Source organism: Bradyrhizobium sp. USDA 4503, from assembly GCF_054055815.1.
The window spans coordinates 1-12874 of sequence record NZ_JBSRXS010000001.1 but is presented as its reverse complement, the minus strand read 5'-3'; the positions used below and the strand labels follow the sequence as shown (position 1 = coordinate 12874).

Annotated in this window: 6 protein-coding genes and 1 pseudogene; 2 read left to right on the top strand and 5 right to left on the bottom strand. The window is 64.9% G+C overall.

Going from position 1 to position 12874, the window contains the following annotated elements; all coding sequences use genetic code 11:
• Window positions 1-87: 87 nt before the first annotated feature.
• Complete coding sequence (locus tag ACVMIH_RS00035) at window positions 88-1056, top strand: amidohydrolase family protein (protein WP_057015663.1); 969 nt, start codon at window positions 88-90, stop codon at window positions 1054-1056.
• An 11-nt stretch (window positions 1057-1067) separates the two neighbouring features.
• On the opposite strand, the gene ACVMIH_RS00030 is transcribed toward ACVMIH_RS00035, so the two are convergent.
• The 3 genes from ACVMIH_RS00030 to ACVMIH_RS00020 form a co-directional block, all read right to left on the bottom strand.
• Complete coding sequence (locus tag ACVMIH_RS00030) at window positions 1068-4196, bottom strand: efflux RND transporter permease subunit (protein WP_057015664.1); 3129 nt, start codon at window positions 4194-4196, stop codon at window positions 1068-1070.
• Window positions 4197-4311: 115 nt separating this feature from the next.
• A complete protein-coding gene (locus tag ACVMIH_RS00025; protein WP_057015665.1) occupies window positions 4312-5559 on the bottom strand; it encodes an efflux RND transporter periplasmic adaptor subunit in 1248 nt (415 codons plus the stop codon).
• A 151-nt stretch (window positions 5560-5710) separates the two neighbouring features.
• A complete protein-coding gene (locus ACVMIH_RS00020; protein WP_057015749.1) occupies window positions 5711-7117 on the bottom strand; it encodes a CoA transferase in 1407 nt (468 codons plus the stop codon).
• A gap of 122 nt (window positions 7118-7239) precedes the next feature.
• On the opposite strand from ACVMIH_RS00020, the gene ACVMIH_RS00015 reads away from it, so the two are divergent.
• On the top strand, window positions 7240-7527 hold the full coding sequence (locus ACVMIH_RS00015) for a hypothetical protein (RefSeq protein WP_018270628.1): 288 nt from the start codon (window positions 7240-7242) through the stop codon (window positions 7525-7527).
• 1087 nt (window positions 7528-8614) lie between these two features.
• Here ACVMIH_RS00015 and ACVMIH_RS00010 read toward each other — a convergent pair.
• Both ACVMIH_RS00010 and ACVMIH_RS00005 read right to left on the bottom strand, forming a co-directional pair.
• Window positions 8615-12052 carry an error-prone DNA polymerase gene (locus ACVMIH_RS00010; protein WP_141339526.1) on the bottom strand — a complete coding sequence of 1146 codons (3438 nt, stop codon included), beginning with the start codon at window positions 12050-12052 and terminating at the stop codon, window positions 8615-8617.
• Window positions 12049-12874, bottom strand: a pseudogene (locus ACVMIH_RS00005) (DNA polymerase Y family protein); the annotation flags it as partial. The gene ACVMIH_RS00010 and the pseudogene ACVMIH_RS00005, both read right to left, overlap by 4 nt.

Below are 12874 nucleotides of genomic sequence, written 5' to 3'. Positions count from 1 at the left end.
CGCCGATAACCTCCGCCCCCGCCGGCAACCCATAATGCCGGCGCGCGTATGACGCGCATAACAGCCGAGCACGCAGGGAGACGTCCAATGCTGACGCGACGCGATATGATGCTGGCTTCCATCGCAGCCGGAGTGACCATGACCAGCAGCAACGCATTTTCCAAGGCAGCGCAGCCATCGACCGCGGTGAATTTCGACATGCCCGCCGGGGCGTGCGACTGCCACACCCATATCCATGGCGACCCCGAGAAATTCCCGTTCTTCGCCGGCCGCGTCTACACCCCGGAACCGGCCTCGCCGGAGGAGATGAGCGCGCTGCACAAGGCGCTCCATGTCGAGCGCGTGGTGATCGTGACGCCGAGCGTCTATGGCCCCGACAATTCGTCGACCCTGTTCGGCATCACGGCCCGCGGGCCGACCGCGCGCGGCGTCGCCGTGATCGACGACAAGACCAGCGAGAGCGATCTCGATGCCATGAACAAGGCCGGCTTCCGCGGCATCCGCCTCAACCTCGCGACCGGCGGCGTCAACGATCCCAATGTCGGCCGGCAGCGCTTCTCGGCCGCGATCGAGCGGATGAAGGCGCGCGGCTGGCATGTGCAGCTGTTCACCAGCCTCGCCATGATCTCCGCAATCAAGGACCTTGTCGCTACAGCGCCGGTGCCGGTCGTGTTCGACCATTTCGGCGGCGCCGAGGCCGCCCTCGGCACGGACCAGCCGGGATTTGCCGACCTGCTCGCGCTGGTCAAATCCGGCAAGGCCTATGTCAAGATTTCCGGCGCCTACCGCGCCTCCAAGCTCGCGCCCGATTATGCCGACGCCACGCCGCTGGCGCAGGCGCTGATCGCGGCCAATGCCGAGCGTATCGTCTGGGGCACCGACTGGCCGCACCCGGATTCGGTGACGCCGCAAGGCAGGAAGGTCACCGACGTGACGCCGCTGTTTCAGATCGACGACGGCCGCCTCCTCAACCAGCTTCCGGTCTGGGCGCCGGATGTCGCGATCCGCAAGGCGATCCTGGTCGACAACCCGGCACGGCTCTACGGCTTCACCTGATTCCTTCTGAGCTAGCGCTCGCGCGGCCGGCGCGAGAAATAGAAGATCAAGACCGGCAGCGTGATCAGGATCACCAGCGGCGCCAGCATCATGCCGGTGACAACGACGATGGCGAGCGGCTTCTGCACCTGCGAGCCGATGCCCTCCGACACCGCCGCCGGCAACAGGCCGACGCCCGCCACCACGCAGGTCATCAGCACCGGACGCAGCTGCAGCTCGCCGGTGCGGATCACCGCGCGCATCCGGTCGTAGCCCTCGTCGATCAGCTGGTTGAACTGCGACAGGATGATGATGCCGTCCATCACCGCGATGCCGAACAGCGCGATGAAGCCGATCGCCGCCGAGACGCTGAACGGAATCCCCGAGATCAGAAGCCCGAGCACACCGCCGAAGATCGCCATCGGGATCACGCTCATCGCGAGCATGGTGTCGACCATCGAGCCGAAATTGAAGAACAGCAGCACCGCGATCAGCGCGAGGCTGATCGGCACCACGATCGACAGCCGCCTGATCGCATCCTGCAGATTGCCGAACTCGCCGACCCACTCGACGCGCGATCCCGGCGGCAGCTGCACCTGCTCGTCGATCTTCTGCTGCGCCTCCCGGATCGCGCTGCCGAGGTCACGCTCGCGGACCGAGAACTTGATCGGCAAATAGCGCTCCTGCTGCTCGCGGTAGATATAGGCAGCGCCGGAGATCAGGTTGATCGAGGCCACTTCGGAGAGCGGTATCTGCGTGATGCCGCCGTTGGCGTTCGCCACCCCGATCCGCAAGTTCTGGATCGCCTCCGCGCTCTTGCGATATTCCGGCGCAAGGCGGACGATAATCGGAAAGTGCCGGTCGCTGCCGGGCTCATAGAGGTCGCCGGCGCTGTCGCCGCCGACCGCAACCCGGATCGTGGCGTTGATGTCGCCCGGCGACAGGCCATAGCGCGCGGCGCGCGCGCGATCGACGTCGATCTGGATGGTCGGCTGGCCGAGCGAGGTGAACACCGCAAGATCGGTGACGCCCTGCACCGTCGACAGCACCGACTTGATCTTGTTGGCGGTGTCGGTCAGCGCCTGCAGATCATTGCCGTAGAGCTTGATCGAGTTCTCGCCCTTCACGCCGGACACCGCTTCCGACACGTTGTCCTGCAGATACTGCGAGAAATTGAATTCGACGCCCGGGAATTTCTCCTGCAACTGCGCCAGCAATTGCGCGGTCAGCACGTCCTTGTCGTGAGTATTTGGCCATTCGCTGGCCGGCTTCAGCGGCGCGAAGAATTCGGCGTTGAACAGGCCGGCCGCATCGGTGCCGTCGTCGGGACGGCCGTGCTGCGACACCACCGATACCACCTCGGGACGGCTGCGGATCAGCTTCCGCATCTCGTTGACATAGGCATTGCCCTCCTGCAGCGAGATCGTCGGCGGCAGCGTGGCGCGGATCCACAGATTGCCCTCTTCCAGCTTGGGCAGGAATTCGAGGCCGAGGAAGCGCGCGAAGATGATGGTCATGACCACGAGGCCGGCCGCGCCGGCCATCACTAGCTTGCGGTTGGCGATCGCCCAGTTCAGCACCGGCAGGTAGATCGCGTCGAGCTTCTTGACGATCCAGGTCTCGGTCTCGTGGATATGCGCCGGCAGGATGATCGCGCTGAACGCCGGAGTGACCGTGAACGTCGCCAGCAGCCCGCCGGCCAGCGCGTAAGCATAGGTGCGCGCCATCGGGCCGAAGATGTTGCCTTCGACGCCGGACAGCGTGAACAGCGGCAGGAACGCCGCGATGATGATCGCCGCGGCAAAGAAGATCGAGCGCGACACATCGGCGGCCGCCGACAGGATCGCGTGGCTCTTCATCCCCATCACCGTGTCCTCGGAGATGTGGCTTCGCTCGTGTTCCGACAGCGCGGTGGTCTGCGACAGCCGGCGGAAGATCGCCTCCACCATGATCACGGTGGCATCGACGATCAGGCCGAAATCGATCGCGCCGACCGACAGCAGATTGGCGGATTCGCCGCGCAGCACCAGGATGATCACGGCGAAGAACAGCGCGAACGGGATCGTCGCACCGACGATCAGCGCGCTGCGGAGGTCGCCGAGGAATATCCACTGCAACAGCACGATCAGGAGGATGCCGACCACCATGTTGTGCAGCACGGTGTGGGTGGTGAGCTCGATCAGGTCCTTGCGGTCGTAGATCCGCTCGATCTTCACGCCGGGCGGCAGGATCGAGGAATGGTTGATGTCGTGGACCAGCTGCTCGACGCGGGTAATCGTCGGCGAGCTCTGCTCGCCGCGGCGCATCAGGACGATGCCCTGCACGATGTCGTCGTCATTGTCGAGGCCGGCGATGCCGAGCCGCGGCTTCTCGCCGATCGTGACATGGGCGATGTCGCGCACCAGCACCGGATTGCCGCCGGACTGCGAGACCATGGTGTTGGCGAGGTCGTCGATCGAGCGGATCAGGCCGACGCCGCGCACCACGGCCGATTGCGAACCGATGTTCACGGTGTTGCCACCGACATTGATGTTTGCGTTGGACACCGCCTGCAGCACCTGCGGCAGCGTCAGTCCGTTGGCGACCAGCTTGTTGAAGTCGACCTGGATCTCGTAGGTCTTGGTCTTGCCGCCCCAGCCGGTGACGTCGATCACGCCGGGCACCGCGCGGAAGCGGCGCTGCAGCACCCAGTCCTGCAGCGTCTTGAGGTCGAGCACGCTGTAGTTAGGCGGTCCCTTCAGGCGGTAGCGGAAGATTTCGCCGATCGGGCTGAGCGGCGAGATGCCGGGCAGCACGTTGCCCGGCAGCGGCGCGAGCTGCGACAGGCGGTTGAGCACCTGTTGCAGCGCCTCGTCATAGGTGTAGTCGAAGGAGAACTGCAGCTTGACGTCGGAAAGGCCGTACAGCGAGATGGTACGGATGGTCTTGAGGTTCTTGATGCCGGCGACCTGGGTCTCGATCGGGATCGTGATGTAGCGTTCGATCTCCTCGGCCGAGAGGCCCGGGCTCTGCGTCACGATATCGACCATCGGCGGGGTCGGATCGGGATAGGCCTCGATGTTGAGCTGCTTGAACGCGAGCAGGCCGCCGATCAAGACGGCCACGAACATGGCCACCATCAAGTAGCGGCGATTGACGGCAAGGGCGACGAGGCGATCCATTCAGATCGACGCTTTCAACTGGATGGGAATTTTCTTATTGAGCGTGATCTCCGCGCAAACGCGTTGCGCGTTTGTCGCGAGGGAAAACCGCTTCCCACTTTTCCGGATCATGCGCTTAGGTGCCTGATGCGGCGCGGTCGATGAAGAGGCTTCCCTTCGTCACGATCTGCTCGCCCGGCTTGAGGTTGCCGGCCACCTCGACGAGGTCGCCATTGATGAGGCCGGGCTTGATCTGACGCAGCTCGATGGTCTTGTCGTCGGCCCTCGCGACCCAGAGCCGAACCTGGTCGCCCTCGTAGATCAGCGCCTGCTTCGGCACGCCGACTGCCGGGTGATCGCCCTTCGAATACAGCGTCACATTGGCGAACATCTCGGGCTTCAGCCGCTTGTCGGCGTTGTCGATGGTGGCGCGAACCAGGAGCCGGCGCGAGGTCGCGTCGATCGCCGCGGCGACATAGTTGACCCGGGCGTTCAGCGTCTTGCCCGGCAGCGCCATCACGCTGAAGGTAAGGTCCTGGCCGACCGCGACATTGTCTGCGTCGGATTCGCGGACAAAGGCGATCAGCCAGACCGTCGACAGATCGCCGATCACGTAGACCGGGTCGCTGGCACCGGTCGAGACATACTGGCCGGGACCGGCCTTGCGCTGGACCACGGTGCCGCCGATCGGCGCGAACACCGTCGTCTCCGGATTGAGGCGGCCCTTCTGCCGCAGCGTCGTGATGTCGTCGTCGCCGAAGCCGAGAATGTGCAGCTTGTTCTGCGCCGCTTCCAAAAGCGTCTGCGCCGAGCGCGCATCGTTCTGCGCTTGCACCAGCGCGGTCTGGGCCTGCTGATAATCCTTCAGCGGGATCGCCTTGCCCTCGGACAGATCCTTGGCGCGCTTCTCCTGGATCTGCGCCAGGTCGAGCGCCGACTGCGCCTTGTTGAGGCCGGTCATCGCCGCGATGTAATCGTTCTGCGCCTGCACGGTGTCGGCCGCCTCGATCACGAACAGCGGCTGGCCCTTCACAACGGCATCGCCCGGCCGCACCATGAGGCGGGTGACACGCCCGGTATAGGGCGAATAGACCGGGGTGGAGCGGTCCTCATCGATGCCGATCTTGCCCTCGGTCACCAGCTCGGAGCGGAAAGTGTGCTCGCTCACGGTCTGGAAGGTCAGGCTGGCCCACTCGGCCGCCGACGGCGCATAGCGCGCGCCGCCCTTGCGGGACTGGCTAGAGACTTCCGAAGATGTCTGCTTTTCCGAGCCGAAACGCGTGTAGCCATAGGCACCCGCGCAGGCAACCGCCAGCAGCGCCGCGGCCACGACCAGGCGCGGACGGCTAAAGCTCTGCATTCTCTTAGTAAACTCTTTCACCATGCGGTCCGCGGGGTCGATCGTTGCAGCATCCGGCGGGACGGCCCCAGCGGTGCGCTAATAGTGCTGAATTGGCGTATCAAACAACCTAAAAATCGCCATTCGGCGACGCCTGTCGTTAAAGTTTGCATAGCCTGAACGGCAGCTGAATGTCTCATCCGGGAAACTCCGGGGCAGGAAACTCCGGAGGGTGACTGCCGAGCGGCATGGCCGGACGGGACCAATGGGCCGGTGTGCTGGACAGCACTGCGGCATGCCGGACCGAGCTCAGCGTACCAAAGCCGGACGGCAGCCGTTCGATGAAGCGCTGCACCGCATCCGCCTTCAGGTCCACGGTCGCAAGGCCTCCTTCGAGGCGGCCAAGATTCCACAGCCAGCGCCCGGTCTGCGCCAGCGATACCCGGACGTGCCAGCTGCCGCCTTCGCGGGCCTGGCGGGCCTTCGCCATCATGGCACCGAACGCCATGAAATATCCGGTGGCGTGGTCGAGCATCTGGGCCGGCAATTCCTTCGGCCCGTCCGTGCCGGCCGCCTGCCCTTCGGCATGATTGAAGCCGGTCGTGGTCTGCACCAGCGAGTCGAAGCCGCGGCGCCCGGCCCATGGTCCGGCATGGCCATAGGCCGACAGCGTCACATAGACGATCCCGGGATTGATCCGCGCCGCTTCCTCCGGCGAGAAGCCGAGCCGCGCGATCGCCTGCGGCCGATAGCCCTGCGAGAGAATATCGGCCTGCGCCACCAGACCCTGCATCACGCCCCGCCCCTCTTCGCTCCGCAGCTCGAGGAAGCTCGTGAGCTTGCCGCGGCCGGTGTCGATGGTGAGCCAGGGGATCGCCGGCAGATCGGGACCGGAAATCAGCAGCACCTCGGCACCATGCGCCGCGAGCGTGCGGCCAGCGACGGGACCGGCGATCACGCGCGACAGATCGAGCACACGGATGCCGGCCAGCGGCCGGCTGCCGGCGGGCCACGGCTTCGGCGCGGCTTCGCCGATCTTCTCGATCGAGATCAACGGCAGTTTGGCCAGTTCTTTGGCATGCGGCGTCGCCGACCATTCGTCGTGCGAGCGCATCAAGGCGACGACGCCGCCGGCGGCGTAGGCCGCTGTCTCGAACGCCTCGCCGTCCCATTGCAGCAGCGCGGCCTGGACCTCGTCGCGCTCAGCGTTGCAGCCGAGCACCCTGCAGACGGCGTCGCGATGATGCGGGAAATTGGTGTGCAGGCGGACGAAGCGGTTGTCTTTGACACGATAGACGCCGGCGATCTTGTCCCAGGCCGGCGGCGGCGGCTTGTCGTCGACGCGCAAATAGCGCTCGCTGCGGCATTCGACGACGGCATGGCGGATGTCGACCGCGACCTCTTGCTGCTCGCCGCTGCGGGCCTTCCAGATCTCGGCCGCGGCAAGGCCGGCTGCTGCGATCGGCGCCTGCGCTGCCGCCGCGACCCGAAACGACGACGGCAGCTGCGGCTCGCTGCCGGTCAATGTGACCGCATCGAGCGCGGCCGGCGCGCCGCCGGCGCCGGTCCAGACATCGGAAAGGATTTCACGAATGTCCTGCATGCGCATACCCGTTTGCGATTATTCTATGCCCGAGCATGATGACAAAAAGGCGGTGCCCGATCCCAACAATCATTTCCGGCCCTGCCCTATATCCAGCTCTGCCTGACCACACAGGAGTTGCAATGGCTGCCATCGATCCTCTCACCGCCGGCGCTGTCTTCCTCGCGACCGCAGCGACCGACGCGGTCTATGTCATGTTCACCTCGGCGGTCGTGGCGCGCAAGCGCGTGCCGGCGGCGACCTGGAGCAGCGTCTGGTATGTGCTGTCCTCCTATGCGGTGATCAGCTACACCGAAAACTGGCTCTACGTCGCCTTCGCCGCCCTCGGCTCGTGGGTCGGCGCCTACGCATCGATCACCTTCCTGCACCGCCCGCCGGGCGGACCGCCGGTCGGCGCCGCGGTGGAGTAGCATGCAGCGGCTGAGGAAGTCATCCGCCATCGATGCGACGGTGAGACCCGCCCGACAGGGACCAGCTGTAAGCTACGTGTCAGCATTGGCGTGTAGGCTACACGTTCGCATTCGCGCGACATCAGTCGATGAACCGACTGGATGGACACTGGCGTTCACGCCGTGGTCTCAGACAACCCATACGCCGCAGCGCACGTTGTAGCGGGGCTCGCCGTTGCAAGAGTGCATAGCAATTTGCTTCGGTGGTTAAGTCCCAGGCGTCGTCCCGGCGAAGGCAGGGACCCATACGCCGCAGCGGATGTTGTGGATGGCACTCGTCGTTCCAGCATCGCGTAACCATTTGCAACGGTGGTTATAGGTCCCGGCCTTCGCCGGGACGACGATGAGTGTGTGGCGTGGCTTCTGAGTCAAACTTCCGCATTCTCGCGACATGATTTGTCCGAGCTTTGCATCTCGTTCTGCCCTCTCATCATAGAGGGCGCAGGGAAAGCCGGGTGCCGATCGCACCCATGGGCCCCGAGCAATGGGTAGAAAGCTCGGGGCTAGGACCACAGGTGTAACCGGAGCAATCCGGCTTTCCCTGCGCGATGGGTTACGGCTTATACGTGCTCTCCCCGGCGAGACTGGGCTTTGTTGTCACCGTCTTCGCAACGACGCATTCACGTCCTGCGAAGAGACACCTGCCGCTAGGGCGTCAGGCCTGCACGATTTCGCCGTCCGCCTCATGCGCACTCGTCAGTTGCGCAATCGGCGTCCACCGCATCTCGACCCACGTTCGTGACGACCGCGAAGCGCCCTCGATCGGGTGAGACACACATATTGAACATCTGAGTTGGGTCTGCCGTCAAGTCAAATTCCGAAAAGCCGAAGAAAATATTCGGGGATCGACGGCAGAGGATGGGATTGTTTCGTTTCGCTCGCGATAACGTGGATAGATGATACGGTCATCCTGAGGTGCGCGCGCTTGCGCGCCTCGAAGGATGCACGGCCCCGCTGGCAGTCGCGCGGAAAAAGCCGGGCCGTCGCTCTTCGAGCGGCCGCTCCGCGGACTCCTCAGGGTGACGGTGAGAGAGCCGTCGCACGCGGTTCAATGAAAATCGCGGGACGGCGGCAGGATGCGGACGTTGCGTGGGTGGCGGATCTTTTGCGGCGAGTTGTCGCCGTGATCGCGGCGGTCGTCGTTGAGCGGCTCGATCAGCGCCGGGCCCGCCGGCACCGGATGCTTGCGGCTCAAGGATTCGTTGGCGAGGCCGATCAGATCGTGGGAGCGATCGGTCATGCGCTGCGCCACCAGATGCGTCACGCCCTCCGGGCTGCTCTGGATATAGCCCTCGACCAGGATCAGGCGCGCGCCCATCACCTCCTTGCGGTACTGCTCCATCACCTTCGGCCACACCACGATGTTGGCGATGCCGGTCTCGTCCTCCAGTGTCATGAACACGACGCCCTTGGCGCTGCCCGGCCGCTGCCGCACCAGCACGACGCCGGCACAGCGGACGCGGCGGCGGTCGTTGCTCCGGTTGATGGTGTGACAGGCGACGACGCGCTCCTTTGTAAAGGTGTCGCGCAAAAACTCCATCGGATGGCCCTTCAGTGACAGGCGGATGGTCTGATAGTCGGCGACCACCTGCTCCGGACGCGGCATCTCCGGCAGCGGCTTGGCGCCCTCATCCGGCTGCTCGCGTGCGGTGGCGGCCTCGAACAACGGCAGCGGCACGTCGTCGGGCAGCCGGCGCACCGCCCACAGCGCCTCGCGGCGGTCGAGCCCGAGCGAGCGGAACGCATCGGCGTCGGCGAGCAGGATCAGCGCGCGCTTGGGCAGGCCGGTGTCGCGCGCGAAGTCTTCCAGCGAGGTGAACGGCCGGCGGTTGCGCGCGGCAACGATGCGGTCGGCCCAGTCTGTCTCAACACCGTCATTCCGGGGATCGCGGAGCGAGAACCCGGAATCTCGAGATTCCGGGTCTGGTGCTAGCGCACCATCCCGGAATGACAGTTGAAGCTGTTTCAGCCTCTCCTCGTCCTCATCCACCCAGTGAAATCCGTCGATCTGGCGAAAGCCGAGCCGCACCGCGCAATGATCGCCGACCTTCTCCTCGAGCGTGTTCTGCGCAAAGCTGAAGGAGACATCGACTTCGCGCACCGTGATGCCGTTCTTGCGGGCGTCGCCGACGATCTGGGCCGGGGCATAGAAGCCCATCGGCTGCGAGTTGAGCAGGCCGCAGCAGAACGCATCCGGATGATGGTGCTTCAGCCATGAGGAGATGTAGACGAGTTGGGCAAAGCTCGCGGCATGGCTTTCCGGGAAGCCGTAACTGCCAAAGCCCTTGATCTGGTCGAAGCAGCTGCGGGCGAAATCCGGATCGTAGCCGCGCGCCACCATGTTGCCGACCAGCTTCTCCTCGTAGCTGCCGATGGTGCCGAGATTGCGGAAGGTCGCCATCGAGCGGCGCAGGCCATTGGCTTCCTCAGAGGTGAAATGGGCCGCCTCGATCGCGATCCGCATCGCCTGCTCCTGGAACAGCGGCACGCCGAGCGTCTTGTGCAGCACGTTGTAGAGTTCGTCCTTGTCGCCCTGGTCGGGCGCTGGCGATGGATAGCTGACCTTTTCCTGGCCGTTCCGCCGGCGCAGATAAGGATGCACCATGTCGCCCTGGATCGGCCCCGGGCGCACGATCGCGACCTCGATGACGAGATCGTAGAAGGTACGCGGCTTCAGCCGCGGCAGCATGTTCATTTGCGCCCGGCTCTCGACCTGGAACACGCCGAGCGATTCACCGCGGCACAGCATGTCGTAAACTTTCTTGTCGTCCTGCGGGACCGAAGCTAGCTCCCAGTGCTCGCCCTTGTGGTCGGCGATCAGGTCAAAACATTTGCGGATGCAGGTCAGCATGCCCAGCGCCAGCACGTCGACCTTCATCATGCTAAGGGCGTCGACGTCGTCCTTGTCCCATTCGATGAAAGTGCGGTCGTCCATCGCGGCGTTGCCGATCGGCACATAGGTGTCGAGCCGGTCCTGGGTCAGTACATAGCCGCCGACATGCTGCGAGAGATGACGCGGAAACTCGATCAGCTCGGTGGCGAGCTCGACCGCGAGGTTGATCATCGCATTTTTGGGATCGAGCCCGGCCTGTCGCACCTGCATGTCGTTGAGGCCCTTGCCCCAGCTGCCCCACACGGTGTCGGCGAGCGCCGCGGTGACGTCCTCGGTCAGCCCGAGCGCCTTGCCGACGTCACGGATCGCGCTGCGCGGGCGATAATGGATCACGGTGGCGATGATCGCGGCGCGGTGGCGGCCGTAGCGGCGGTAGACATATTGCATCACCTCCTCGCGCCGCGAATGCTCGAAATCGACGTCGATGTCGGGCGGCTCCAGCCGCTCCTTGGAGATGAAGCGCTCGAACAACAGATCGACCTTGGTCGGATCGACCGAGGTGACGCCAAGCACGAAGCAGACCGCGGAATTGGCTGCCGAGCCGCGTCCCTGGCACAGGATGTTCTGGCTGCGCGCATAGTGCACGATGTCGTGCACGGTGAGGAAGTAATGCGCGTATTTCAGCTCGGCGATCAGCGCGAGCTCCTTGTTCAGGGTGGTGCGAAGCCTTTCGTCGATCTCGCCGCCGAAATATTTGTCGACACCGGCCCAGGTCAAATCTTCCAGATGCTGCTGCGCGGTCTTGCCCGGCGGCACCGGCTCGTCGGGATACTGATATTTGAGCTGGTCGAGCGAGAAAGAGATGCGTGCAGCAAAGCGCATGGTTTCCGCGATCGCGTCCGGCAGATCGCGAAACAGCCTGATCATTTCATGCGCCGGCTTGAGATGCCGCTCGGCATTGGCCTCGAGCCTGCGGCCGACCGCCTCGATCGTGGTCTTTTCGCGGATGCAGGTCAGCACGTCCTGCAGCGGGCGGCGCGCCGGATGGTGATAGAGCACCTCGTTGGTGGCGATGAGCGGCACACCGGCGTCGGTGGCGAGGCCATGCAGCCGCGCGAGGCGGCGCCTGTCGTCGCCGCGATAGAGCAGGCTTGCGGCGAGCCAGACGCCGTCGGCGGCGCTTGCCTTCAGCTTTGCAAGCAGATCGAGCGTGCCTGCCTCCTCAAAGCGATGCGGCAGCGCCAGCACCAGGAGCTGCCCCTCGACGAAGTCGAGGAGGTCGGCGAGCTTCAGATGGCACTCGCCTTTCTCGATCCGCACGATGTCGTCGCCGCGCTTGCCGCGGGTCAGGAGCTGGCACAGCCGGCCATAGGCGGCGCGATCGCGCGGATAGACCAGGATGTCGGGCGTAGAGTCGATGAAGACGATGCGGGCGCCGATCAAAAGCTTTGGCGGATGGGCAACCTTCTCGCTGTCGAGCTCCTTCCAGGCGCGCACCACGCCGGCCAGCGTGTTGTGATCGGCGAGCCCGATCACGGGAATCCCGAGTTCGCTCGCCTGATGCACATAGGCGCGCGGATCGGAACCGCCGCGCAGGAAGGAGAAATTGCTGGTGATGCCGATCTCGGCATAATCAGGTGGAGGTGCGCTCATGCGAACAGCCCATGCACATACCAGTTGGCCGGAACGGGCTTGCCCTCCTCGTCGCGCAGCTCGCTCTCGTAGAGACCGTCGCGAAAGATCCAGAAGCGCTGGCCTTCGGCATCCTCGACGCGGAAATAATCGCGCGTCAGCGACGCGCCGTCCTGCTTCCACCATTCCATCGCGATGCGCTCGGGGCCCTCGACCCGCACCACCTCGTGCTGCGCGCGCCGCCAGGTGAATTGATGCGGCGGACCGTCGGGCACGGTCGCGAACGGCACCTTGATCGGTTCGGGCTGCTCGAATAGCCGCAAGGGACGCAGCGGTGGTTCGCTCGCAACGTGCTCCGGCCAGGCGGCGGCGCTGGCCGCGGCCAGATGATGCTGCGCCGGCAGCGCGAGCGCCGATCGTTCGGGGATGTGGCTCTCCAGCGGCAGATGCACGACGACGCGTTTTCCGCCGATGCGGGCGGCGATGCGGTCGATCAGCGCCGAGAGCTCGTCATTGTCGTGTATGGTGGCGTCGAGATCGCGCTGCTGCTGTACCACGATCTCGGTACGCCCTGCGGCGAGGCGAATGAGATCGAAGCCGAAGCCGGGATCGAGCGGATCATTCAGCGCATCGAGCCGCTCGCGGAACAGGCGATCGATCATCTCGGGCCGCGTCACCGGACGCCCGGTCTCGACCATGATCGCGCGCACCGCACCGTCAGTGCGGAAGAAGCTCGCTTCCAGCTGCCGCGCACCTTTGCCCTGCTTGTCCATCGCCGCAACCAGCATCTTGGCGAGGCTTGAGAGCGTCAGCGCGATCACGGTGTCGGTCGCGATCGGCTCG